The sequence below is a fragment of the Mesorhizobium muleiense genome (genome assembly GCF_900099905.1).
Classification (GTDB): domain Bacteria; phylum Pseudomonadota; class Alphaproteobacteria; order Rhizobiales; family Rhizobiaceae; genus Mesorhizobium; species Mesorhizobium muleiense.
This window is the reverse complement of the sequence record NZ_FNEE01000001.1, coordinates 562,541-584,003: the sequence shown is the minus strand read 5'-3', so window position 1 is coordinate 584,003 and position 21,463 is coordinate 562,541. Positions and strand designations below refer to the sequence as shown.

The window sequence follows — 21,463 nt, the reverse complement described above, 5'->3', positions numbered from 1 at the left end:
CTCGAAAATGACGCTTCGATTTGACCACCCCCGCCCTCGCCTGTAGCAGTCGACGATCCGGCAACGGCGAGGAATCGAGTCCCAAAAATGTCGAGCGGTTTTTCCGACTTCTTCTACGCCTCGCCGGACGGGCTTGAACTCCACGCCCGCATCTACGGCGAATCGAATTCCGGCCACTGGCCGGTCGTCTGCCTGCCTGGCCTGACCCGCAATAGCCGCGATTTTCATGAACTGGCGCTGCACCTGTCGCGACGGCCCGAAAGCCCGCGAAAAATCGTCGCCTTCGACTATCGCGGGCGCGGGCAATCCGCCTACGACCCCGATATCGGCCACTACAATATCGGCGTCGAAGCCGGTGACATCCTCGCCGGGTTGGCGGCGCTGGGCATCGACGAGGCTGGTTTCATCGGCACGTCACGCGGCGGGCTGATCATCCATGTGCTTGGCGTGATGCGGCCGGCCGTCCTGCGGGCTATCGTGCTCAACGATATCGGCCCGGTGCTCGAGGCCGGCGGTCTCGCCCATATCCGCTCCTATCTCGAGCCCGCGCCGAAGCCGAAAACCTTCGCCGAGGCGGTCGGCGCCCAGCGCGGCGCGCATGGCAGCGACTTTCCTGCCCTGACCGAGGCGGATTGGGAGCGGATGGTAGCGGCCCTCTACCGAGAGACGGATGAAGGATTATTGCCGGATTTCGACCCGAAGCTGGTCGACACGCTGGCGGGACTCGACCTGAGCCAGAAGCTGCCAGACATGTGGCCGCAGTTCGAGTCACTGGCGGCGATACCCTTGCTCGCCATCCGCGGCGCCAATTCGAAGCTGCTGTCCGCCGAGACCTTCGAACAGATGCGAAACCGGCATCCCGGTGTCGAGACGATCACGGTCGAAGGCCAGGGCCATGCGCCTTTCCTCGAGACCGGCGGCCTGCCCGGCGCCATCGCCGCTTTTCTGGACAGGACCGAGCAACGCTTCGCCGGGAGCCGGTTTTTTCAACGATAATGAGTCAGGCTTGTTGATTGTGCCGGCGCTTTTCTTTATCCACCAGCGCAACGGAGAGGTGGCCGAGTGGTCGAAGGCGCTCCCCTGCTAAGGGAGTAGAGGTCAAAAGCTTCTCGTGGGTTCGAATCCCATCCTCTCCGCCACTACCCATTGATTTACTTAGATAATCTTCCGTTTTACTGATCTTGCGTACAAAATAGCGCACACAGCAAAAAGCCCGCCACCGTGAGGCAGCGGGCCAAACTCTTCTGCTCTGGAATAGTTCAGTCGGCGGCTTTGCGCTGTCTCATTTCTGCTAGTTCCAGGACGCCAAGCGATTCCCCGGCCATCTGGCCCGCAATTCGCAACAGCCTCCCGATGTCGCCTACGGCTTCATTCACAAGGCCTTCTTGACCGAGCTCGGGAATTTGCTCAACCGCCAGTTCGCAAACGCGGATTATCGAGCACGCATCATAGCCGCGATCAATATCAGCCTTGGTGATTAGGCCACGGGCCGGCGCGACGGACACTTCGGCGGCGGCGCTCATGCACCGGCCAAGCGCCTGATATCGGCGGCGATCGAGGCGAAGGCGTAATCGTCCGTATACATTTCCTCTTTCTCGATCTCGCCGCCGCACCTGACATGGGCGCGGAGCTTCACCGCCATGCCCTCGAAGGTGTGAGCCGGGATTGAGCATATGCGCTTGGCGAACTCGTCAACCTCGCTGACGCGCACACCGAAAGCATCTTCAGCAGCATCAAGACCGCTTTCGCGATTTATCTCTTGCCATTTGGCCTGATAGGCCTGCTGCAAGCCGTTGTTCGCGGCTCTCTGTTCTTTGACCTCGTTGCTCCACGCGGCATAAATGGCGGGCCGGTTGGTCCCCATGTCTTTAACCGTCATGGCATGGAACGCTACCCTTACGTCTTCCGGCATGGGCGGCTCTTCCCACTTCGGAGGATCTGGCGGGTAAAGCTTCTCGCACTTCCTGTCGAGCCTCTTGCAGAGCTTGGCTGCCCGGTTCATCTGGCTGTAGGCTTCCTCCATTTCTTGATCGAGCCGGAACAGCTCGGCGTCGGGATGCTCAGCAGGGGTGGCGGCGATCGGCGCGGCCGGCGCCTTGAGCACGGTGGCAGCGGTGGCGGCGAGAGCGAGGCCTGCCCCGGTCAGGTTAAGCAGGCGGCGGCGGTTGATTGCGGGCATGCCTTCGGCGGCTGCCCGAACAGTGGTGTTCGGCATTGTGGATTTCTCCCATGGTTTAGTTTGCTTACCCTCCAACAATCGCATACAATGTTAGTATGAGTCAACAACATTGTATGAGGAATACCAACACCATGGTCAAAACCCACCCGCTAGGTTTTCGTGTCGAGCCGGAGCTTAAGGAAGCGCTGGAGCGCGCGGCGAAGGATGACATGCGGTCTGTGTCATCAATGGTCGAGAAGATCCTGACCATGTATCTGCGGGACAAGGGCTACCTGCCGAAGGGCGTGGCTGAGTAGCGGGGCGAAGCTTTGCGTGCGTCAGGTCGCGGCGACGCATGATAAGATATGTGACATCGGGGCGTCGAATCACGGGAGTTTGATCGCTTCCGTCGCACTCGGATGCTGGGCGGGTTTCATGAGCCGGTTTGATTGGTGGCAGATAAAGCTCCGAAGAGGCGCAATCCGCATGGCGCTTCGGCGGCCTATGCCCGAGAGCCTTACGTATGGGGATAGCCGTAATAACAACTTTCAGATCCGGATTGGTGGTGATCAGAATGATGGGTTCCGCTTCATCCCGAAGGTCATTGTGGATGAAGGTGTGGAGGGTTGGTATTTTGCCGACAATGAGAAAAAGACGGACGCATGCCTACCCAATCGGCAGCTAAATAAGCTGCAATTCAAGGTCATTCATCACTACAAAGGACTCCGAATAGGAACGGAGTCGCCTGGACTGTTCATTGTCCAGCAATTCGCTTCCCACTCCTTTTTCGCAGCTTGGGCGGGGCGTTTTCGGCAGTTTTTCTTCAACAGACGGCGTTTAGCCCGCCAGGATCGAATGGCGATTCTACGCTATATATTTGATCGAACGGTTCAAAAAGCTGATTTCAAGACGTCATCAATTGATCTCCCGGCACAGATATATGGCATGCGTTTCTTCGGGCGCGATGACCACGACTCCCATCTTGAATATTATCAGATCGTCCTGGATTCTCTGCTCGACAGCGGAGATTTGCGGCGCGATGACCACAGCTACGCTCTTAGTTCGAAAGCAGTCGCGACCCTAGATGCGCATGAGACCGACGTGGAGCGGCACAAAGACAACATAGGGATGCAGAGAAGGATTGTGGTTATTTATTACAGTGGTACTTGCCGTATTGGCCGGCGCACAGGTTGTGGCGACGATCTGGGAAGAGCTTCATCCCGACCCACCGGCGTCGAACCCCACCCCCACCAACTGACGCCGGCCATTTCCCTCCCTTTTCTTGCAGTGGAAAGCGATCTCGGACTCTTGCAGACTGAGAGCGCATTGCCAGCATACTGCAATTGCTGCATCCTCCGGTCTATGTTCACGCAAGACCAAGCCAAGCAGATGATATTTGACCGCTGGAGAGCGCTTCCGATCGACGATCGCCGCACGGACAGGCAGGCAGCAGAATTCGCAATGAAGATTCGGGACGATTACCCGTTTCGGTGCAAGGGCGATCGGTATCAGGTGGTCAAAGGGTGGCTGCAAAACTACCTTGCACGGTCGAGCTAAGGATTCGGGCGTCAAGCTTGCGAGGGGGTGCGTTGCCAAATCCGAGGTAACGAAAGCTCTTGCGGATCGGGCCGCAGGTCAGAACCCCACGTGCGCTGTTAGATAGGACGGAAGCCAATGGCCGCAACGAAAGACCAGTGGAAGGCTTTCCGAGAAGAACTAAGCCAGCGGCTTGAAGATGAGCGGCGGTTTATCGCGAATGCCGAAGCAGGGAAAACCGGCATTTGGAGCGTTGAGCCGGGCAAGGGAAAAGTCGACACCACGGCCGCCCATGTTGAGATATCGAGGCGTGCAGTCCAGGCCCTTGAGGGGGTAATTGCCAAGATCGATCAGGACCATCTGGCAGAATAGCCATGACCTTCGCCGGCTACCGACTGAAAGTGACTATCTGGGACAGCTCGGCGATGTCGCCATAGATCATCGAACCTTTTACGAGAAAACACTTGTCACCGAGGACTTCGAAGAGTGAGCTTGACGCGGTGCAAACCGGCAGGTTCTTCGAATTGGCGTACGTACCGAGCGTCGCGGTTTCGACCTTACGGTCCGCAGCTTCGGCATAGCTGACGCTGATCGCGAGCATAGCGATAGCAAGGTGGCTCGGGGGCAAGTAAGGTCGCGACATACATCCAAATAGCACCGGCCATTGATGGGCTTCGTCCATCGTTTGGATGAAGCGGTCACCTATATTAGCAATCTCTTGACTAAGACGCCGGCCGCCCCAGACTCATGGAATGGCGCGGGGAATTGGGATTGGAGATCTGGTGGCGATCACGGCCACCGTCCGGAGACGGGTCACTGAGGACCTCGTTAGCGTCTCGATCCCCTCTTACAACTTCCCGCATTCAATCATCGATCATACCAAGGTGAAGAAGGGCCAGCCGATCGAGCTCACCGGAGAGATCACGCGCATAGACGAGGAAAGCGGCAGGGTCACAATCGCCATGGGACCGCTGGTGACAATCGACAGCGACAAGGTCAGGCTGGTCGAGAAGTACCGGCCGGCGAAACGCAAGAAGCCCCTGCGTGACATGGTCGATTAGTTCATCGGTGGGCGAACTTGCGTTTTGCGCGACAAAGGAGAAAGCTCCCCCGTCTTCAACGCAGGGGAGTAATTGGGATGCGTGGTCTTCGGGTGCTACTTGTCTTGGCGATTTTGGTTTTGCCCGCCGCTCCTGCAGGGAGCAACTTCATGGACAAGAGCACATGCCTGCAAGGCGCTACAAGGATCATGCGTGACCTAGCCGACCACATCAATGGGGTCAGTGAACGCCTCGCTGCCTGCGTCAACTACATTAACGATCGGGAGGTCGAGAACCACAACAGCCAGCAGGATTTGCTCCGCGAGCTGGCGGGACAGATTGCATCATTGGAGGATAGGCTCAGTGACCTTGAACGGCGCTAGCAGAATGACCCGCCTATCTGTTGCAGAAGAGCTCGAAGGCGCTGCCGATCGCATCGCCGATATGTCACGCGCGGATCTACAGATCATCCTGCGTCGCGCCGCATTGATGCTCAGGAACGTCTCAGGCGTGCCGCTGGAGCCCGCAACGGAGGATGCGCTCAACTCCATAGCGGCTGAAATGAACATTGGCCGGTCGGACCTCATTCAGATCGTGCTGCGCGAATGGCTGGAAACCAACGCCTATTTGCCAGTTCGAACGATCGACGAGGAAAGCGAAACCGGCGGCAGCGCCTAGGGACTTCCGCGATAACGCAATTACTTGATTTGCCAAGATCGGTACTATCCAACGGCGGCGGACCCCAATCCGCCAGGCCGGCGCCGTCAAGCGTCCTTACCCCAACGCCCCCCAAGCGGCACCGGCCACCTTCCCACAAGGCGAGCGCTTCAGTTCCTCGGCAGCTTGTGGACCTCCAGCCTGACGATCGCCGGCCGTGATTCATTTCGCGACATCGGCCCGGCAACAGTATATAGGCCCTCAAGAGGGGCAAAATCCCCAGATCGGCTGCAAGCCTTGTTTCATCCCATTGCCAATATCGAAGATGTGCAGACGCTGGCGCAGGCCATCGTCAACACGATCGCCGAGCCCTTCCTTGTCCTTGACGAGAAGTTTCGCGTGCTGGCGGCCAGCCGCTCCTTCTACCAGACCTTCAAGGTTGACCCTGAGCAGACGCGCGGCTCGCTGCTCTATGCGCTGGGCGACGGCCAGTGGGACATTCCGGCACTGCGCCTGCTCCTGGAGACGATCATCCCCGAGAAGACAGCCATGGACGGCTTTGAGGTCGAGCATGATTTCCCGAATATCGGCCCGCGAACAATGCTGCTCAACGCCCGAAAGGTTCTCTACGACCACAGTTCAGCCGTGACCATCCTGCTCGCCTTCAACGACATCACGGCCCGCCGTGCCATCGAGAGGGAAAAGGAAGAGCTTCTCGGCCGCACCGAAGATCTGCTGCGGCAAAAGGATGTGCTGCTGCGCGAAATGGAGCACCGGGTCGCCAACAGCCTGCAGATCATCGCCAGCATCCTTTTGTTGAAGGCCCGCTCCGTCACATCAGAGGAAACTCGTCAACATTTGACGGATGCCCATCAGCGGGTTCTGTCGGTCGCCGAAGTGCAGCGCCACCTCCACACCTCGACCGGCGTCGAAGAGATCGACGTCGTGTCCTATCTGTCGAAGCTGTGCAGCAGCCTGGCCGTCTCGATGGTTGGTGAAGACCAGCCGATCGCGGTCAACGTCACGGCACAAGGCGGCAGGATAGACTCGCAGAAGGCGGTGAGCCTCGGCCTGATCGTCACCGAGCTCGTTCTCAACGCGATCAAATATGCCTTTCCGATGGAGAAGGCCAAGGCGCTGATCCAGGTGTCCTACGAAACCGACGGCGACGACTGGAAGCTGACCGTCTCGGACAATGGCACCGGGAAGGCCGCCGGCGAGCCGTCGAGCGCGGGCTTGGGGACAGCCATCGTCGAGGCGCTGGTCAAGCAGCTGGAGGCCAGGATCGAGGTCATCAGCGACACCAAGGGCACCAGCGTGTCGGTGACCAGGGCGACGTTCACCTCGCGTGTGCCACGGGCGGCGTAGACGATCGACCTCGGACCATTGGTGACTCGACAAGGTCAGGCTGGTCGCAAAATACCGCCCACAGCAGTGCAGAACGCTGCGCGACAAGGTATCCGCAGCGCCTGGGCTGGTCTCAAACTGGTTCGTATGGCTATTGAACAGACCTGCCCCCGCTGGCGTGTCGCCGAGCGAGGAAGCTGTCTTGCTGCTCTACGGTCCCGAACCGGTCCACGAGGGCGAAGCGCTTGCGAAGGCCATAGTTGAGACGGTTGAAAGGCTGATCCGGTAGCCGGGCAGCTAGCGCCCCAGAGGTAGTTTGGAGGCGGAGACGAGTTCTTCCTCGTCCGTAATACCAGCCGAGTAGTTTGCGAGAATTCGGGATGCGAGAGCCTCACGTAGATGTTCGGAGTCGCCCTCTCTCTTGAGCCGGTCGAACACACGGCCCAGCGTAGCTACTTCGGATGCACTGAACACGCCAAATTCTTTAGCCTTTCGATAAATCGGCATACCACCCCCCTCCGGCTAAAACATAATACGCTTCAGGACATCTCGGACAACCAAAAAAACCGCCGCGCCTTTCGGCGGGCGAGACGCCTAGTCGTTCACTAGGGCCGCGATTATAACTGACGAACCCGCCTACCGCTTTGTAGCTAGGGCCTTTGCTTCCCGGAGCAGCGAGGCCCAATGGAGCCCGAGGAACAAGATAAGCTCCCGGGCCTGTTCTTCGGTGATGCCGGTTTCTTTGACCAAGCGTCGAACGACGATATCAATGTTGTTCGGCGCCCTATCCTGTTCGTCAGCCATAGGAAAGCTCCTTACGCCAAACCTCCCGATCTCGCACTTGTTCCCAATCGCGCGCCGAAAAAGCACCGATCTAGCCCTTAGGCGACCACGCTGCGGATCAGCCGGCAGCCATCGACCTCACAAGACCGACGATCTCTTGTGGGTCGACAGCCTTGGCGATGAACTTTCCAGAGGCGAATACTAAATCGCACTCTTCCGGGTTCACCCCGGTGTGCACCACGAAAGGCACGCCCAGCAGGACCAATGTTTTGGCTACCGCCACACACTCGCCGTCCGTCAATCGAACATCGAGAACCGCCACACCCGGGCGTTCATCTGCCAGCCACCTTTGAGCCTCCTCACAGGATGCTGCCAGGACGACTGTAAATCCAGCGTCGCAGAGCGCTAGTTGGAGATCAAACGCTATGAGAGGTTCATCCTCAGCAACGAGGACCACTGCCTTTTTCGCCAAAGTGCACGCCCGATCTCGCAGCGTTTGTGTGGGATGACGTTCTCAGAAGCCCTAACCGTGATTTCAAGCCTTTGTTCCAGACGAAAAGCCCGCGCCTCTGGTGGAGAGCGCGGGCCCGATCGGGTGCGGCCCGATCTGCAGCGGGCGGAGGGCATGCCCGCTGGTCACAGACAATCATTAGGATTTACTAAAGTTCCACCGACGGCCGCCCTGGGTGTCCTCGCCCGCTGATGAAGAGCATGCCCGTTGGGGGCCTGTGAATTGAACGCAAGAAGCCCGCCGCGCTTTTCGGCATGGCGGGCTTTCAGCTTGAAGATCTTGTCAGTCGTAGACCTTCACAATCTTGCGGGTAGATGGGTCGACCAGGACGGTTCGGCCATCGACGACTACGTAGCGGTACTGAACGTCCGGCACCTCGTAAAGCTCGACTGTATCGGGCAGAGCTGTGCCGATGTTGAGCTCCACGCCGAGAAGGCTGACGGATGCCATCGGTTTCTTTTTCACGTATTCCCGGATCACAGTATCCTGCTCGGGTTGAATGACGACGACGTCCTGGGCGGCGGCGGCGCTGACACCAGCGAGCAGAAGGACTCCTGCCGCGGCCGAGGAAAGTTGCTTTCTCATATTACCTCCAAAGCAAACTCCGCTGCGGCGCTTCATTGCTGCCGCGACGGATTGCTTAGCTTGAACGGTGCGGAGCAATTCTTGTTCCACGGGCAGTGCGCGAATCCGCTGAACTTGATTAACATTTGCGAACGATTGCGGCATCACCATGCGTGCCGATTGGCCGTCAGGCGCTCCAGTGGACTCCTGCTAAACTTCTAGGCTGACTTGCCGAACGCCGATCACGTCCATGCACATCATGAAGAACGCGGCGGTGAAGCTTCCCCGGCTTATCTTGTTGGCCAGATTGCGCTCGCTCTCGTGCGCCCCTCGTTCATTCAATCTCTCGGCGAGCAGCGCATAGGTTATGCCCCGGCGTTTCAGCTCGCCCTTCAGAATGTTCTTTGCTTTTTCTTCATAGAACGCGGTGGGGGAAACATCGTCGGACATCATCATATCTCCTGCGAAAAACACCGCAAATGATGATGTACCCCCTTGCATCTGCTGATTCAATGTCCCACATCCGACGTGCAACATCATCGGATTTGATATGTTCAAGCGCTTTTTCCTCCTTGTCGTTCTTTTCCTCAGCCCCTCATTGGCCATGGCCGGGAAGAACGATGCCGAGTGGAATCCGCCTGCTCGCTATGACCATTCTTTCTCAGGAAAACTCACCATGCGTTACCTGACTCAGAAGCAGGTGGTTACGGCTTGCGCAAAGCTGTTTGCGGCCCACAAGGTCGGGGCCAAATCTACGTTCACCCAGCGCGGGTGCGCCGCTATCACTGGCAAAACATCCTGCACCGTGATTGTGATCGACAAGACCTTTGGGCTAGCTATCCCGAAGGCCGTCCTTCGCCACGAAATCGGCCATTGCAACGGCTGGTCGGCAAGCCATCCTGACTAGTACTTTGGGAACGACTGCAGAAGCATGGCAACGAGCGCGCTGCTGGTGCTCGTGAAACTAACAGCGCGATTGCTCTGCAGCACTGTCGGATGATCCCAACCCCAGCTTCTCCGATGGCTGCCCTGAGTATCCTCGCCCTGCTCCGTCAGGTTAGTCCAACTGATGTTGTTCGTGTTGCGCTTGCAGGCGCCGCCTAGATGAAGGCCCTCCGCGACCGTATCGATGTTGAGGGTCTTGCCGGCGCCGTTTTGTTCAATGTCCGGTAGCTGTGCCGCATCCGATAGCGTCGTCAGATTGAACCCGACAACGCGCAGCATCACCAGGGACATCGCCGGGCGGGCAGTAGACGTTGCCCAGGTGATCACAACGTCCCCGCTCGAAACCGCGGGCTGTGCGCGAGCGATGCAGATGCCAGCGGCTTTGCCTGCTCCATCTCCGGTATGATCGACCTGGCGCAACGCTGAAACACCACCGATAGTCACGCCGCTGATCGAAGGCTCATTGGTGACGTCGTATTGGTGAAGTAGCGCCACGCTCCAGACCCGAGGCCCGGGAGCACCAAACGCGACCGAAGCGAACGTGTTGGGAGAGTTGCCGCCCCCTTGTTTGCTCCGGATGTCGGTCTGTTCGACGGAGGTCACGCTGGACGGGGCCATCGAGCTCAGTATCGCCATACTAATCACTGATATGAAATCAATCCTTCCGATCGGTGGTGTCTGGTAGGCCCAAGGCGTCGCCGGTGGCTGCTTTCAGAAGCGTGCGGATGTAGAAAGGCTTCTGCATGGCTGTCAGAAGGCGCCGAATGGGTCGAGGGGCTTAGGTGCGATGCTATGCTGGCCGTATTGCTTCCTGCGGTTGCGTTCGACGCGTCTCGTGTAGCCGGGCGAAGCCACTTCCCGCATTGAACTCAGGAACAGGTAATCCAGCGTCGGCCGGACATAGAACAGGTTGGCGAAAATCGTGTTCTGGGTCGCGAAGTTCAGCAAATCGGCGAATCTCACTTCCTCGTCCGGGCTAAGGCCGGCATCCCGGGCCTTCAGGAAAAGGTCGCCGAGATCGGCCAACGTGCCAATCGTGGGGCCAGCGGCTGTTTCGAGCAATCCGGCATGAAATCTGTTCATTGTGGCGGCCTCCAGTCCGAACCTATGGGCTGCACCACGCCGCCACGTAGGAACGGAGAGAGCAGATCTAGCGAGGCGCTTAGATCGGCGTCATCTTCATCCGTGATCTCTTCCGACACCCACGGCGGCTCTCGACCGCCGATGACGAGGTGCATAGCCTCTAGATATTTCACTGGCGCCGTCACCACAGTCGGCGGATCGAGTTGTCCCAGGAGGTAGACATGCTCCCCGGCCTTAGTCTCGGCGGTGCCCATGAAGATCTTGGTGACACCCAGCAGACCGCTACCATCCAACGACTCGGAAAAGCCCTTGAACGGTCCGCCCTTTTTCAGGACTACGGCAACCAGGTGGCCGGATCGGATTTCCTGCGACGGGTCTGCCTCCAGCAGGCTCCCGTCGGGAACGAGGTGCCCGAGGCAATAGCCGTTGGCATAAAACGAATAGATGTCGCTCATGGCTGCCCCGCCTGTTGATGCCGGAAATCGGCGTTCGACGTGACACCATTGGTTTGCGCCCGAATGCCGGCTCGGTTGTCGAGCGGGCCGCCAAGGCTGAGAAACGACAGCAGAAGCGTGTCGGCCTGCACCGCCGGGCGACTCAATCGTGCCGGGGTAGACGCTCGCGGGCCGGCCATCGCCTCACGGCGAAGGGTTGTGAGGTTGATGCGCAGATCAGGGCGTCTGGCCTTCTCAAACTCGCCATCGGTGCCGATCAAGAACCGCCTGAGAGCATCGCATTCGAACAGTTCGGCCCGGGCCTGCTCAATGAGGCCATAGACCTTTTTCCAGCGCTTCGAGAGGTCGGCGGCCTTGGCTTTCGCATCCTTGCCCAGCGCCTCGATATCGATGGCGGCCTCGTCTTGTGCAGCCTTGGCGCGGCGTGTCTCGGCGCCTTCGATCGCCTTTTCGATAAGCTCGATCTCGGAATTGCAGTCCGCGATCGACGCGCGAACCTCGGCAAGGTCACCATCGCCGAAAATCGCCTTGTCCTCGGCCTTCTCCAGTTCGGCCTTGCGAGTGATGGCCGCGTTGAGATCGGTATCGAGCGCGGAAATCACCGCGGCGTACTCGCCGGAGGTGCGGGCAGCGTGAAGCGCCTCAGAATGGGCTGATAGCAGCATGGTCGTCATGGGTCTTTTCCTCATCTCGGGTTCATCGGAAACCATTTGTTCAAATCCTCACCAGCCGCCTTGCAAAGCTCGATCGCACGACGCGGGTTCTCGCGGGCAATCGCGGTGATCGCCGACAGGCTCCTGATCTTCCCGTCTTCGCCGCGCTTGAAGGGGTTCTCAGGCTGAGCCGACGAGGGCCACTTTTCGCCGATCGTGGTCATTTCCGAGCTCCTTTCGCGGTTCGTGCCTTGGCCTTGGCTACGGCTTGTTTCTGCGCCTTGCGCAACTTGGCTGCATTGGCAGGACCTGAATAATTCGTGCTTGCGGGCATGGCGGGCTCCTATCGGTAGTCAGAAAGCGGGTCGGTGAAGATAGGTTTAGGGCGCGGGCCGTAGTGGAAGGTCCGCATGGCGGCTTCCGCTGCAGGCGCATTGACCAGCGCGCCCAGGGCCGCATTCGCCAGGTCGTCGGCGCCGCCGCGGGAATGGTCGACGGCATCACGTCCGGACCGCATCGTGCGGCGTTCAAGTTGCGCGATCTGCGAGATAAGCCTCGGGTTGTCGAGCAGGACGGCATGCCGCGACATCAGCACCGGCAAGGCGTCCAAATAGACTTCGCTTCGCGTCTTCTCGCTGGGAACGTACCTGATGCCGTTTCGGTCGAAAGCGTCGGAAACCCACGCTCCGGCGTAGCGGTCGCCTCGCACCGTGAGGCACTGATATGACTTCAGGACCGTGGCGAACTCGGTGACGACATCATCCGGCACGAAGGGGGCGCGAACCTCGCGGACACAGTCCAAGACGACGCGGACGCCTTCCCGGTGGCTGATGCCAAGGCACATCGAGTCATGCGCGCCGCCGCTTGGGTCGCAAAAGGCGCTGTAGCGGAAGTCGCGGACATAGCTGCGCTCGTGAACGCCGGGCTCGATGCAGGATTCCACCACACGGCGGTCGATGAAGTTCGAAAGGTCGCCACGGAACTCCGCATCCCATTCGGCGCTGGCTGCCTCGGGGTCGTCCCGGTGCGCCTTGGCGATCAGGTCGGCGTCGATGGTCGGGTTGAACGACGCGGTGCCGGCGCGCACCACCAGCGTATCGGGCTCATCCCGCCCAAAGGCGTCCTGGAACTTCTGGAAGAGCAGGCCGCGCTGCGCGTAGGGCGAGGAGATCGCCACCAGCATGCCCTTGGTCGTGGCCAGGGAAGGCAGAATGGCGCGATAGGTCTCGACGTCGGGCTGGGATGACGTCTCGTCGCGCCAGAAAGCGGTTTCATCGAACACGCTGGCGATCAGCGTCCGGCCGCGAACGCTCTTGAAGTTGTTGGTGTGAATGGCGATGGCGATGTTGCCGACAAGCCGTATCTCGTCGCTCGTCGTGTTCTCGATCAAGCCGGAGAGGATCGGGCTGCTTTCGAAGAAGGCGAGGATGTAGCGGAAGACGGCGCTGGCCTGTGACTTGCTGGCGGCAAGCACCAGCACCACGCCTGTTTCACCGGCCGCAAGCCCGGAGTGGTCGCCGAAGGCGGCCAGATAGGACGCCACGGCGGCGGCCATACGGCTTTTGCCCGAGCGGCGCCCGATGATGCACCAGAGTTCACGGACGCGGCCAGGAGGCGGCTCCCTGCCACCAGCAACGGCTTTGAACGTGGCGCGATCCTTGTCGGTCATCGACAGGCCGAAGGCGGCGCGCAGGACGCTCACCCATGTGTCCCATGTCGGCGACGTGCCGAGCGCCGCACCGAGCAGGTTCGGGTCGCGCAAGGCCCGATCGATGGTGATGTTTTCGAGGCTCATGATGCCGCCACAGCATATTGGGTGGCGGCGTAGTCACGCAGCGATGGGGTGATGTCCTTCAGTGCCCGGCGCTCAAGCCCCAGATCGGCCAGGAGCCGGCGCTGGGCATTGGTCAAGCTCATGAACTCGTTGATGTCGATCGGCTTGCCTTCGAGATAGTTGGCAGCGGCATCCTTCAGCATGGCGCCGAGACAGGCCACGTTGTCGATTAGCTCCAGCTTCATGACGCTGAGATTGGGCTTGCCGCCAAGATCGGCCGCCAGGCTGTCACGCAGTTCGAACACCACGCGGGCCGCGGTCGTGCGCCGGTCCAGATCGTCCAGCGTTTTAAGCCGCACCTTCTGCCCACCTTTCGGTGCGGACTCGCCTTCCATCTCGCCGGTATCTGTCGCCACTTTTCAGCTCCGATTTGAGCCGCCAATGTGCGCTGATTTGTGCGTAAATGCAATGAACTTGCCGAAAACCCTTACAAACAAAGGAGTGCAGGCGGAAAGACTTTCCGCCAAAGCCTGAAATCATGCCGATTTGCCGCTTGTCGGGTGAGTGGAGAAAAAGAGCGCGCCTGAACGTGTCTCTCCGGCCGTTTTCTCCAATGACTTGCCAACCTTTCTTTCGATGCGAGGTCTCAAAGTCTTCTTTCGGTTTAAGTGTCAGTCTGGTCTCTCTCTCCTCTCGGTCTGTGGTCTCACGTCTCGGTCTTAGTCTCTCTGTATCGATAGGCTATCAAAAGGCTATGCATAGGCTATCGAACCCTTTGAAGGATTGGAGTGCTGGCGAGCCGCGAATGATTGCTGATTTCGCTATTCACAACCTGTTCGCTCTGGCCTCCCCAATCGGTTTCGCAGAACTCTTCCTCGGCCATGAGCCGCAAGTCGTCGCTGTCGATCTTGTTGATGAGGCGCCTTGCCCCCTTTGCGTGCTTCGCATTGGTCGGCGGGTTGTGCTTGAACCAGCGGTTTACAAACACCTCCTCGGTTGTTCGATCGAAGCTTATGAGCCCGGCAGCAACGAGCAGATCCCGCGCTGTCCGATACCGTTCGAGCGTCCAACCAAGATCAGCGATTGCGTAGCCATCGGGCAGCCTGTAGCAGCCCGATGAGTTCATATGGTCGCCGGTCATATAGTAGACCAACAACAGCCGCTCATCGCTTCCCTGGAGGCCAAGGAAGCGCGGCGAGCGCCAGAGGGCTGGCGAGACCTTGGACCACTCGCGCCCGCTCATCCGGTCTTCCTGTCTTTCATGTGCACATGCCGATGGTGCAGCCGGCAAAGCCAGTCGACACACATGGGCTTGTCATAGTCCGGATGGTGCGCCTCGGCATCGAGGGACCCACACTCCTTGCACGGCTCCTGAATGATGAGACCACGCTTGAGAGCGGAACGGAGCGCCTGCTGTGCCCAGATGGCTTTGAGATTGGCCCGGTTCCATTTCGTCTGTGAGGAAACCTTGCTCATGACCGCTGCCCCCCAAGTTGGGCGAGTTCGACCACAACTCGAGCCGTAGGCGCCGGCAGATGCCACCGGCGGGCGATCGTTGTGATTGCGAAGTCCATTGCAGAGAAGGAGATGCTGGGGTAAGTTCCGAAGGCTGCAAGACCTTTCGAAATGCCGCTCTCGGTTGCCAGACCGGGGGCGGTTTCGTTTTTAGGGTTTCGCATCGGCCGCCTCCCTTATCTTAGCGGCGACGCGGCATGCCTCGACGGATTCGGCGAGGGAAAGCCCAAAGCGTTGCCTGAGGAGCGGGATGACGGGTTCGGCGAGCCGATCGCGGGGATTTTGTGCCAGCCACGTGCCGGCGAGGTCGATGGCTTCCGAATGCGAGTGGTCGAGGGTCATGCCGCCACCCCGCCCGCACGAATGAGCTTCTGCTGCCAGGCGTCGATATCCTGCTCAAGCCAGCCGACGGAGCGGGCGCCGAGCTTGATTGGCTTCGGGAATTCACCCTTGGCGATCTTGTCGTAAATGGTGCTGCGGGGAAGTCCGGTCGCGCGCTCTACCTCGCCGCGCCGGAGAATGTTCTGGACTGCCATGTTTCACCTTTTCAAATCAGTCCAGCCGGAATTGACTGGACATGGTTGGAAAGGTGCCGCGACCTGAGGAGTATTTCGCGGGTGCCTAGCGCACTTTCGTTCTGTCTTCCCCCTGCTTTGTACCGGTCATGTTCCGAAGCGTCGTCAACGTCCATTCCGCGCGCTGTCTGGGTGACAGTTGTTTCTCAGCGTGGGCGGAACCGATCGCCGTATGGTAATTTGATCGAGACTGCTCTCTTACTGTGGATTTGCCGCGCGTTAACCTCTTGCGGTACTCTATGATCTTCGAAACCGGGAACCGATTGCCGAGGATTGCGTGAACCCGTCTCGCGGCAGACGGCAGCGTCTCTCCGGCTTCGAGCTGCAGCGTGACTGCCGCAGCCGCCCAGCCCCAAGTGAGCGAATCCTGGATCGGTGTTTTTGTCCCGCCTTCATGCTTGGCGAGAGATACGTGAGGGTTGGTTATCCCCATTCCGGCGTCGACCAACGCCCCCGACAGCCCAATTAATGGCACACAAAGCTGGGGATCGATGTCCAACTCCTGCAAATATTGAACGACAGCATCAACAGCGAACGTGGCGCCGTATTGAACATCGTGTGCATAGATATGCCGTGCTTCGGTCAATGCCGCTATCATGGACGCCAACGGGTCAGACATTGGCACCTGCCCTGATAGGTGTGATGTTCGAGGCGGCGGACTTCGCTGGCGCTGCGCAGTACTCCGCCCAATCCTGCATGAGCCGGCGGCGCTTTTCCATAAGGTCGCCGCGGCGATAGGCGGCTTCTGTCTTATCGCTGACCGTGTGTGCCAGCGCCATTTCAAGCATTTCGTTCGGGTATGCCGTCTGCTCTGCCGCCCAATCGCGGAACGTACTGCGGAAGCCGTGAACCACGGGCTGGCGCCCCGGCGTGTCAGATGGCAGGTCGAAGCCCTTTAGCAGTTCCGCCATTGCGGCGGTGCTCAGTCCCTTGCCGTGATTGCCGCCAGTGAACAGGTGCGGGTTGTCCTTCTCGCGTGGCGTCGTGCGCAATATCTCAATCGCCCGGTCGCACAGCGGAACGCGATGCTCGCGATTGTCGTCATTGAGCTTCGTTCCTTGGCGTGATCCGGGAACGGTCCAGAGCTTTGCCTCAAAGTCGATCTCCTCCAGCGTCCCGCCAGTGACGGCTTGAGTGCGAGCGGCGGTCAGGATCGTGAACTCCAAAGCCCTGGCCGATATGCTGCTCATGCCGCGAAGCTTCTCCATGAAGCCGGGAAGCGCGGTGTAGGGCAACGCGGGCTGAGGCCTGACCTTCTTCACCTTTGACGGCTTCGGCAGCAGCTTGTCTAGATGGCCCTTCCACCGCGCGGGATTGTCGCTGTGCTTCGGGCGGAAGCCCTTCACGCGCGCCCAATCGAGAATGCTTTCGATCCTACCCCGGAGGCGGCTGGCGGTCTCGTTTTTCGTGGCCCAGATAGGGTCAAGTATCTGGCTTATGTGGGCGTCCTCAACTTTCGCAACATGCAGAGCGCCGACGACAGGCCACGCGTAGGTTTCGAGTGTGCTCTTCCACTGGTCGCCGTGCTTGGCATTCTTCCAGCCGGCGGCATGGGCCTTGATGTAAAGCTCCGACGCTTCCTTGAAGGTCAGGACGGTGGAGGATGCCGCCAGCTTCTCCAGCCGTTCGGCCTTGCGTAGGTCGATCGGGTCGTCTGCATCGAGGAGCTTTAGGCGCTGTTCCGCCGCGCGTTCCCGTGCCAGCTTCAGCGGCACCGTATGCACAGAACCCAAGCCCATCTTGCGCGGCTTGCCGGCAAGCATGTAGCGGAAGATCCAGGATTTCGAACCGCCCTTGGCAACCTGGAGATAAAGTCCGAGCCCATCGGCATACAGTCCCGGCTTGTTCTGGGCATTGACTCCGGCGACAGTCAGGCGGTTGATTTGCATTCGAACTCTCCCCTTGCGAACAAGTCTACGTACAACTTACGCCGGGACTTGGCAAGACCCCCTTGGACGCTATCGGTACTCAATTCCTTGTGACACAAGGATTTCAGGGGAAAATTGAGACGCCCTTGGACACCCTTGGATTAGGCGGAGACGGACATCCTCTCCGCCATCCCGCTTCGCGCTTCGCGCTCGCCGCTTTTCGCCATGCGGCGATTCTGCGGCAATGCCTTGGCCGGCGACTCACAGACATCGCCGCAATTGCGGCAGGCAATTGCCGGAATCGGCCGGATTGCAAGGGCTGGCCCAATGGGTCTCCAACCTGTCTCCGGCGGCGCAATGGTTAACGGGAGCTTTCCGAGTGAGGCCAAATCGTGTCATTTGTGCAACAAGGCAGGGTGATAGCGCCTGCACAGACCTTTCGCCGATGCGATGGTTGTTGAACGCCGCCGCCTCATGGGTAATGTCGGGTTCGAAGGAGCGGCGCGGTGCGCATCTTTTTCGGTAGTGGGGATGGGGCAGGGAACGCTGTCCTTCAGCAAAGAATACCCAGACCCGTTTTTTAACTTTTGACTGGAGGTCAGAAAATGAACATCAAGAGCCTTCTTCTTGGCTCCGCTGCGGCTCTGGTCGCAGTTTCCGGTGCGCGCGCCGCCGACGCCGTCGTCGTCGCCGAGCCGGAACCCGCTGAATACGTCCGCATCTGCGACGTCTACGGCGCTGGCTACTTCTACATCCCCGGCACCGAGACCTGCCTGCGCATCGGCGGCTATGTCCGCTACGACATCGGCGTCGGCGACGTCGGCTCGTTCGACGGTGCTGAGAACTTCGACGTCGAGGACGGCGACATCCAGGACACGTACTACAAGCAGGCCCGCTTTAACCTGAAGACCTGGACCGGCCAGGAAACCGAGCTCGGCACCTTGAAGACCTACACCGAGACCCGCTTCAACTTCGGCAACCGGAACCGGCACGTCAGCAGCACATACGTCCCCGGTCCCGATCCGGACGGCGCGGGTCCGCTGCCCCCGCTGCCAGGTGAGACTATCATTGTCGCTAACCCTGCCGAGAACAAAGGCATTTCGCTGAACTTCGCCTGGATCCAGCTCGGCGGCCTGCGCGTCGGTAAAGACGAATCGGCCTACGATACGTTCATCGGCTACGCCGGCAACGTCATCCAGGATACGCTGGTTCCCTACGGCGGTTTCGACACCAACATCGTCCAGTACTACTTCGACGCCGGCAATGGCTTCTCGGCCGTGGTCTCGCTCGAACAAGGTTATGGCGACTTCACGATCGACAGCTATGTTCCGCATGTTGTCGGCGGCGTGAAGTGGACGCAGGGCTGGGGCGCCATCACCGGCGTCATTGCTTACGACGCCAACTACGAAGAAGTGGCCGGCAAGGTTCGCCTCGACGTCACCCCAATGGAGAACCTGTCGCTGTTCATCATGGCCGGCTACGGCACTGACGACAACTACGAGGATCCCGGCTTCGCAACACCCGTCGCCGGCGGCCGCGGCATGTACAAGCTGTGGAGCGGCAACTGGGCGGTCTGGGGCGGTGGCACCTACACCATCAACGAGAAGACCTCGTTCAACACCCAGATCTCGTATGACGAAGGCGAAAACCTCGGCATCGCTGCCAACATCGCCTATGACATCGTTCCGGGCCTGACGATCACGGCCGAAGTCGATTACCTGCACGCCGGCGACTTCGACGAGCCCGACTTCTCCAACTGGACCGGTGCGGACGACGAAGACAGCCTCGGCGGCATGCTCCGCTTCCAGCGCTCGTTCTAATCAGCAGCGTTTGACTGAACTCGAACCCGGCGGGCAACCGCCGGGTTTTTTCGTGTCGGCGTGGCTGTCAAGGCCGGAATGCTTGGGGGCGCCGATACTCAGCCGACAACTGCGCAGAACGAAGTCAGCAGCGATCCTTCGCGCCCCCCTCTGTCCTGCCGGACAAGCCTCTTCCTTCTCCCCTTGTGGGAGAAGGTGGATTGGCGCGCAGCGCAAAGACGGTTGAGGGGTGTTGGACGGAGTGCGGTTGGTGCCAAGCTGGAGCACCCCTCATCCGACCGAGCTTCGCTCGGCCAACTTCTCACACAGGGGGAGAAGGAAGAGCCTTGTCCGGCAGGGGCGCTGCCCCTCCAGCGTCTCAAAATATTTCTGCAACGCAGGAACGAAGGAACAGGACAGGTCGGTTGGCAGTTCGCGACCCGCGCAATGCGGGCCGCCATCCCCAAGTCAAATCTCAGCAAGATCGCCCAGCGACTGTATCAGCGGCTGAATTTCGTTTTCATAATTCTTCCAGCGCTTGACCGACGATTTGTAGATCGGTTGGCGAACCTGCCAGCGGCTGGGCGTGTTGACCGAACCATCCCTGTCGAAAAAGCGCAGGCAGGCGTCATCCCAAGGCAGCCCGAGATAATCTATCAGGCGGCGTGACTGGGCTTCCTGGTCGTCGACCAGCGCTTCGTAGCGGTTTTCGAAGATAAGGCCTGGAAAGACCTCGTTCCAGTGCCGCATCAGGCGGTCATATTCGCGATAGTACAGGCCTAGTGTTGTCAGGTCGGTGTTGTAGCTGTGTGCCTCGCTGAAGTTGAGGACGAAGCAGGAGACGCAATTGTCGATGGCATCACGTCGGCAATGAATGATGCGCGCGTTGGGGAAAAGAAGCCCGATAAGGCCGATCAGTTCAAAATTGTGCGGCGTCTTGTCCACGACGCGAAGTGCGGCAGGCGCCCGCTCCCGCAAATAGGACAGATGCTCTTCGGCCAAGGTTCTGGACAGGTCTTCCGTGATCGAGGTGATCGGCTGGTTCAAATCACCAGCCGATGATGTCTTGAGGCCGATCGCATTAGCAACCCGACTCAGTTTGCTAAGCTCCCCTGCGCCATGAATGTCGGGATGGCTGGCGCAGATCTGCTCGGTGAGCGTCGTCCCCGAGCGGGGCATGCCAACCACGAACACAGGCGCTTCGGAAGGATTTCCATAGCCGGCCCTGGCAGCCAGAAAGTCCGGCGTGAAGGTTTCAATCATCGAATCGACCCACCGACGATACAGATCGATATCGAACCTTTGGCCGGAGGCCTGTTTCGCCTTGTTGAAATGGTCGAATGCCTCGTCATAGCGCTTGAGGTCGTTCAGCACCTTGCCGGCGGCGTGATGGAGTTGCTGCGCGCCTTCCGAACCAAGTTTCGGATTGCCGAGCTCACGAAGGATGGATTGGAGCTCCTCGGGCTCCTCGGTGAAGTTTCGCGTCTGTACAAGGTCGTTGTAGGCAGCCGGCACGCCAATACGACGTGCGATTGCTTGCTTCAGATAGGCGGCGGCTTCATCCATACGCCCCAGGCCGCTGAGCGCGCTGGCCAGCCCGGCTCGCACCTTGGGATGATCGGGGTTGATTTTCAGCGCCTTCTCGTAAAGCGGCAGAGCCATGTCGGGCTTGTCAAATGCCGTGTAAGTGCGCCCCAATGCACAAAGTGCTTCGATAAGGCCGGGCTGCAGTTCCAGGGCGTACTGCATATGCTTGATTGCTGGCGCATACTCGCTGACCTTCACATAGGCCTCGCCCAGGCTGAGGTGGTAGTAGGGGTTTTTAGGTTCCTCGCCGACCGCCCGTGCGAAATATCGCAAGGCCCGCTCATCGTCGTAACCCAGGTATATGGTCCCCAGGATATATAAGGCGAGCGGATGGTTTGGCGTGCGCTCCAGAACCCGAAGGCATAGGTCCTGAGCCTCGTCGAGCCGCTTGGCCTGCTGAAAGGCATATGCCTGTTTCAGCAATGCGTCGTCGGCCTGCGCACGCGATTGGGCGCTTGCTTTCTGCGGGCTCACCAAAGGCTTCACTATCGGCCCCTTCACTTTTGGCGCGGGTCCGGGCTTGATGTGCTTTGACCAGGCAGGCGGGAGTCGATTGTTCATGATATCTCGCTAGCAAAAAGAAATCTCTCGCTAGCAAAAAGTGCGGGGGGAA

At 59.5% G+C, this 21,463-nt stretch carries 31 protein-coding genes and 1 tRNA gene; 11 read left to right on the top strand and 21 right to left on the bottom strand.

Going from position 1 to position 21,463, the window contains the following annotated elements; translation table 11 throughout:
• Positions 1–87: 87 nt before the first annotated feature.
• Together BLT09_RS02670 and BLT09_RS02665 are read left to right on the top strand one after the other, a co-directional pair.
• A complete protein-coding gene (locus tag BLT09_RS02670) occupies positions 88–996 on the top strand; it encodes an alpha/beta fold hydrolase (protein WP_091590465.1) in 909 nt (302 codons plus the stop codon).
• Positions 997–1,048: 52 nt separating this feature from the next.
• A tRNA-Ser gene (locus tag BLT09_RS02665) sits at positions 1,049–1,139 on the top strand.
• Between the two features lie 120 nt (positions 1,140–1,259).
• Here the strand turns inward: BLT09_RS02665 and BLT09_RS02660 are convergent.
• Positions 1,260–1,523 carry a hypothetical protein gene (locus BLT09_RS02660; protein ID WP_091590464.1) on the bottom strand — a complete coding sequence of 88 codons (264 nt, stop codon included), beginning with the start codon at positions 1,521–1,523 and terminating at the stop codon, positions 1,260–1,262.
• Complete coding sequence (locus tag BLT09_RS02655) at positions 1,520–2,263, bottom strand: hypothetical protein (protein ID WP_139172481.1); 744 nt, start codon at positions 2,261–2,263, stop codon at positions 1,520–1,522. The genes BLT09_RS02660 and BLT09_RS02655 overlap by 4 nt, the downstream gene beginning before the upstream one ends.
• A 47-nt stretch (positions 2,264–2,310) precedes the next feature.
• Between BLT09_RS02655 and BLT09_RS02650 the strand changes: the two genes are divergently transcribed.
• The 3 genes from BLT09_RS02650 (at position 2,311) to BLT09_RS33420 (ending at position 4,066) form a co-directional block, all read left to right on the top strand.
• Positions 2,311–2,475: a type II toxin-antitoxin system antitoxin gene (locus tag BLT09_RS02650; RefSeq protein ID WP_236473176.1), complete on the top strand. Its 165-nt coding sequence runs from the start codon at positions 2,311–2,313 to the stop codon at positions 2,473–2,475.
• 118 nt (positions 2,476–2,593) lie between these two features.
• Positions 2,594–3,715: a hypothetical protein gene (locus tag BLT09_RS02645; RefSeq protein ID WP_091590459.1), complete on the top strand. Its 1,122-nt coding sequence runs from the start codon at positions 2,594–2,596 to the stop codon at positions 3,713–3,715.
• Between the two features lie 117 nt (positions 3,716–3,832).
• Positions 3,833–4,066, top strand: a complete 234-nt coding sequence (locus BLT09_RS33420; RefSeq protein ID WP_139172480.1) for a hypothetical protein — start codon at positions 3,833–3,835, stop codon at positions 4,064–4,066.
• Positions 4,067–4,082: 16 nt separating this feature from the next.
• Here BLT09_RS33420 and BLT09_RS02635 read toward each other — a convergent pair whose 3' ends face one another.
• Positions 4,083–4,295, bottom strand: coding sequence for a hypothetical protein (locus BLT09_RS02635; RefSeq protein ID WP_236473174.1), 213 nt, complete (start codon positions 4,293–4,295; stop codon positions 4,083–4,085).
• Between the two features lie 181 nt (positions 4,296–4,476).
• Between BLT09_RS02635 and BLT09_RS02630 the strand changes: the two genes are divergently transcribed.
• The 4 genes from BLT09_RS02630 to BLT09_RS02615 all read left to right on the top strand — a co-directional run bounded on the left by BLT09_RS02630 (position 4,477) and on the right by BLT09_RS02615 (position 6,759).
• Entirely contained in the window at positions 4,477–4,755 is a 279-nt protein-coding gene (locus BLT09_RS02630; RefSeq protein ID WP_329608771.1) for a hypothetical protein, read from the top strand.
• A 149-nt stretch (positions 4,756–4,904) separates the two neighbouring features.
• The gene (locus BLT09_RS02625) at positions 4,905–5,117 is read left to right on the top strand and encodes a hypothetical protein (protein ID WP_139172479.1); all 213 of its coding nucleotides are present in this window, start codon (positions 4,905–4,907) and stop codon (positions 5,115–5,117) included.
• A 4-nt stretch (positions 5,118–5,121) separates the two neighbouring features.
• A complete protein-coding gene (locus BLT09_RS02620; protein ID WP_091590452.1) occupies positions 5,122–5,412 on the top strand; it encodes a hypothetical protein in 291 nt (96 codons plus the stop codon).
• Positions 5,413–5,688: 276 nt separating this feature from the next.
• Positions 5,689–6,759 (top strand): sensor histidine kinase, encoded by a 1,071-nt coding sequence (locus BLT09_RS02615; RefSeq protein WP_091590451.1) that lies wholly within the window; start codon positions 5,689–5,691, stop codon positions 6,757–6,759.
• Between the two features lie 615 nt (positions 6,760–7,374).
• Here the strand turns inward: BLT09_RS02615 and BLT09_RS34170 are convergent.
• The 4 genes from BLT09_RS34170 to BLT09_RS02590 form a co-directional block, all read right to left on the bottom strand.
• Positions 7,375–7,542, bottom strand: coding sequence for a hypothetical protein (locus BLT09_RS34170; RefSeq protein ID WP_167366305.1), 168 nt, complete (start codon positions 7,540–7,542; stop codon positions 7,375–7,377).
• A 97-nt stretch (positions 7,543–7,639) separates the two neighbouring features.
• Positions 7,640–7,993: a response regulator gene (locus tag BLT09_RS02600; RefSeq protein WP_167366304.1), complete on the bottom strand. Its 354-nt coding sequence runs from the start codon at positions 7,991–7,993 to the stop codon at positions 7,640–7,642.
• A 321-nt stretch (positions 7,994–8,314) separates the two neighbouring features.
• Positions 8,315–8,617: a DUF1236 domain-containing protein gene (locus BLT09_RS02595; RefSeq protein WP_091590856.1), complete on the bottom strand. Its 303-nt coding sequence runs from the start codon at positions 8,615–8,617 to the stop codon at positions 8,315–8,317.
• A 189-nt stretch (positions 8,618–8,806) separates the two neighbouring features.
• Positions 8,807–9,154 carry a DUF6471 domain-containing protein gene (locus tag BLT09_RS02590; protein WP_236473172.1) on the bottom strand — a complete coding sequence of 116 codons (348 nt, stop codon included), beginning with the start codon at positions 9,152–9,154 and terminating at the stop codon, positions 8,807–8,809.
• Between BLT09_RS02590 and BLT09_RS02585 the strand changes: the two genes are divergently transcribed.
• Positions 9,147–9,503, top strand: coding sequence for a hypothetical protein (locus BLT09_RS02585; RefSeq protein WP_091590446.1), 357 nt, complete (start codon positions 9,147–9,149; stop codon positions 9,501–9,503). The genes BLT09_RS02590 and BLT09_RS02585 overlap by 8 nt on opposite strands.
• Here BLT09_RS02585 and BLT09_RS02580 read toward each other — a convergent pair.
• The 13 genes from BLT09_RS02580 to BLT09_RS02520 form a co-directional block, all read right to left on the bottom strand.
• Positions 9,500–10,177 (bottom strand): hypothetical protein, encoded by a 678-nt coding sequence (locus tag BLT09_RS02580; RefSeq protein WP_091590444.1) that lies wholly within the window; start codon positions 10,175–10,177, stop codon positions 9,500–9,502. The two genes, BLT09_RS02585 and BLT09_RS02580, sit on opposite strands and share 4 nt — an antisense overlap.
• Positions 10,178–10,291: 114 nt before the next feature.
• Positions 10,292–10,624 (bottom strand): hypothetical protein, encoded by a 333-nt coding sequence (locus tag BLT09_RS02575; RefSeq protein ID WP_091590443.1) that lies wholly within the window; start codon positions 10,622–10,624, stop codon positions 10,292–10,294.
• Entirely contained in the window at positions 10,621–11,079 is a 459-nt protein-coding gene (locus tag BLT09_RS02570) for a hypothetical protein (RefSeq protein WP_091590441.1), read from the bottom strand. The genes BLT09_RS02575 and BLT09_RS02570 overlap by 4 nt, the downstream gene beginning before the upstream one ends.
• Positions 11,076–11,753: a hypothetical protein gene (locus BLT09_RS02565; protein ID WP_236473160.1), complete on the bottom strand. Its 678-nt coding sequence runs from the start codon at positions 11,751–11,753 to the stop codon at positions 11,076–11,078. The genes BLT09_RS02570 and BLT09_RS02565 overlap by 4 nt, the downstream gene beginning before the upstream one ends.
• Positions 11,754–11,764: 11 nt before the next feature.
• Positions 11,765–11,956 (bottom strand): hypothetical protein, encoded by a 192-nt coding sequence (locus tag BLT09_RS02560; protein WP_091590440.1) that lies wholly within the window; start codon positions 11,954–11,956, stop codon positions 11,765–11,767.
• A gap of 119 nt (positions 11,957–12,075) precedes the next feature.
• A complete protein-coding gene (locus BLT09_RS02555; RefSeq protein WP_091590438.1) occupies positions 12,076–13,527 on the bottom strand; it encodes a terminase in 1,452 nt (483 codons plus the stop codon).
• Positions 13,524–13,922, bottom strand: a complete 399-nt coding sequence (locus BLT09_RS02550; RefSeq protein WP_091590436.1) for a hypothetical protein — start codon at positions 13,920–13,922, stop codon at positions 13,524–13,526. The genes BLT09_RS02555 and BLT09_RS02550 overlap by 4 nt, the downstream gene beginning before the upstream one ends.
• Positions 13,923–14,269: 347 nt before the next feature.
• Complete coding sequence (locus BLT09_RS02545) at positions 14,270–14,749, bottom strand: hypothetical protein (RefSeq protein ID WP_091590435.1); 480 nt, start codon at positions 14,747–14,749, stop codon at positions 14,270–14,272.
• Positions 14,746–14,982 carry a hypothetical protein gene (locus BLT09_RS02540; protein ID WP_091590433.1) on the bottom strand — a complete coding sequence of 79 codons (237 nt, stop codon included), beginning with the start codon at positions 14,980–14,982 and terminating at the stop codon, positions 14,746–14,748. The genes BLT09_RS02545 and BLT09_RS02540 overlap by 4 nt, the downstream gene beginning before the upstream one ends.
• 189 nt (positions 14,983–15,171) lie before the next feature.
• A complete protein-coding gene (locus BLT09_RS02535; RefSeq protein WP_091590432.1) occupies positions 15,172–15,363 on the bottom strand; it encodes a hypothetical protein in 192 nt (63 codons plus the stop codon).
• On the bottom strand, positions 15,360–15,557 hold the full coding sequence (locus tag BLT09_RS02530; RefSeq protein ID WP_091590430.1) for a helix-turn-helix transcriptional regulator: 198 nt from the start codon (positions 15,555–15,557) through the stop codon (positions 15,360–15,362). Before BLT09_RS02530 ends, BLT09_RS02535 begins: the two co-directional genes overlap by 4 nt.
• Before the next feature lie 85 nt (positions 15,558–15,642).
• Entirely contained in the window at positions 15,643–16,182 is a 540-nt protein-coding gene (locus BLT09_RS02525) for a hypothetical protein (RefSeq protein WP_139172478.1), read from the bottom strand.
• Positions 16,183–16,207: 25 nt separating this feature from the next.
• Positions 16,208–17,485, bottom strand: coding sequence for a tyrosine-type recombinase/integrase (locus BLT09_RS02520; RefSeq protein ID WP_091590427.1), 1,278 nt, complete (start codon positions 17,483–17,485; stop codon positions 16,208–16,210).
• A gap of 584 nt (positions 17,486–18,069) precedes the next feature.
• On the opposite strand from BLT09_RS02520, the gene BLT09_RS02515 reads away from it, so the two are divergent.
• Positions 18,070–19,284 carry a porin gene (locus BLT09_RS02515; protein WP_091590426.1) on the top strand — a complete coding sequence of 405 codons (1,215 nt, stop codon included), beginning with the start codon at positions 18,070–18,072 and terminating at the stop codon, positions 19,282–19,284.
• A gap of 447 nt (positions 19,285–19,731) precedes the next feature.
• Here the strand turns inward: BLT09_RS02515 and BLT09_RS02510 are convergent, their stop codons facing one another.
• Positions 19,732–21,411 carry a tetratricopeptide repeat-containing sulfotransferase family protein gene (locus tag BLT09_RS02510; RefSeq protein WP_091590424.1) on the bottom strand — a complete coding sequence of 560 codons (1,680 nt, stop codon included), beginning with the start codon at positions 21,409–21,411 and terminating at the stop codon, positions 19,732–19,734.
• Positions 21,412–21,463: the final 52 nt, after the last annotated feature.

Coding starts and splice junctions, on each gene's coding strand:
- BLT09_RS02530 (WP_091590430.1), bottom strand. CDS start 15,557: ATGGCAGTCCAGAACATTCTCCGGCGCGGCGAGGTAGAGCGCGCGACC.
- BLT09_RS34170 (WP_167366305.1), bottom strand. CDS start 7,542: ATGGCTGACGAACAGGATAGGGCGCCGAACAACATTGATATCGTCGTT.
- BLT09_RS02645 (WP_091590459.1), top strand. CDS start 2,594: ATGAGCCGGTTTGATTGGTGGCAGATAAAGCTCCGAAGAGGCGCAATC.
- BLT09_RS02555 (WP_091590438.1), bottom strand. CDS start 13,527: ATGAGCCTCGAAAACATCACCATCGATCGGGCCTTGCGCGACCCGAAC.
- BLT09_RS02620 (WP_091590452.1), top strand. CDS start 5,122: ATGACCCGCCTATCTGTTGCAGAAGAGCTCGAAGGCGCTGCCGATCGC.
- BLT09_RS02580 (WP_091590444.1), bottom strand. CDS start 10,177: ATGGCGATACTGAGCTCGATGGCCCCGTCCAGCGTGACCTCCGTCGAA.
- BLT09_RS02660 (WP_091590464.1), bottom strand. CDS start 1,523: ATGAGCGCCGCCGCCGAAGTGTCCGTCGCGCCGGCCCGTGGCCTAATC.
- BLT09_RS02570 (WP_091590441.1), bottom strand. CDS start 11,079: ATGAGCGACATCTATTCGTTTTATGCCAACGGCTATTGCCTCGGGCAC.
- BLT09_RS02510 (WP_091590424.1), bottom strand. CDS start 21,411: ATGAACAATCGACTCCCGCCTGCCTGGTCAAAGCACATCAAGCCCGGA.
- BLT09_RS02560 (WP_091590440.1), bottom strand. CDS start 11,956: ATGACCACGATCGGCGAAAAGTGGCCCTCGTCGGCTCAGCCTGAGAAC.
- BLT09_RS02650 (WP_236473176.1), top strand. CDS start 2,311: ATGGTCAAAACCCACCCGCTAGGTTTTCGTGTCGAGCCGGAGCTTAAG.
- BLT09_RS02520 (WP_091590427.1), bottom strand. CDS start 17,485: ATGCAAATCAACCGCCTGACTGTCGCCGGAGTCAATGCCCAGAACAAG.
- BLT09_RS02595 (WP_091590856.1), bottom strand. CDS start 8,617: ATGAGAAAGCAACTTTCCTCGGCCGCGGCAGGAGTCCTTCTGCTCGCT.
- BLT09_RS02625 (WP_139172479.1), top strand. CDS start 4,905: ATGGACAAGAGCACATGCCTGCAAGGCGCTACAAGGATCATGCGTGAC.
- BLT09_RS02635 (WP_236473174.1), bottom strand. CDS start 4,295: ATGCTCGCGATCAGCGTCAGCTATGCCGAAGCTGCGGACCGTAAGGTC.
- BLT09_RS02535 (WP_091590432.1), bottom strand. CDS start 15,363: ATGACCCTCGACCACTCGCATTCGGAAGCCATCGACCTCGCCGGCACG.
- BLT09_RS02575 (WP_091590443.1), bottom strand. CDS start 10,624: ATGAACAGATTTCATGCCGGATTGCTCGAAACAGCCGCTGGCCCCACG.
- BLT09_RS02540 (WP_091590433.1), bottom strand. CDS start 14,982: ATGAGCAAGGTTTCCTCACAGACGAAATGGAACCGGGCCAATCTCAAA.
- BLT09_RS02655 (WP_139172481.1), bottom strand. CDS start 2,263: ATGCGATTGTTGGAGGGTAAGCAAACTAAACCATGGGAGAAATCCACA.
- BLT09_RS02545 (WP_091590435.1), bottom strand. CDS start 14,749: ATGAGCGGGCGCGAGTGGTCCAAGGTCTCGCCAGCCCTCTGGCGCTCG.
- BLT09_RS02670 (WP_091590465.1), top strand. CDS start 88: ATGTCGAGCGGTTTTTCCGACTTCTTCTACGCCTCGCCGGACGGGCTT.
- BLT09_RS33420 (WP_139172480.1), top strand. CDS start 3,833: ATGGCCGCAACGAAAGACCAGTGGAAGGCTTTCCGAGAAGAACTAAGC.
- BLT09_RS02585 (WP_091590446.1), top strand. CDS start 9,147: ATGTTCAAGCGCTTTTTCCTCCTTGTCGTTCTTTTCCTCAGCCCCTCA.
- BLT09_RS02565 (WP_236473160.1), bottom strand. CDS start 11,753: ATGACGACCATGCTGCTATCAGCCCATTCTGAGGCGCTTCACGCTGCC.
- BLT09_RS02515 (WP_091590426.1), top strand. CDS start 18,070: ATGAACATCAAGAGCCTTCTTCTTGGCTCCGCTGCGGCTCTGGTCGCA.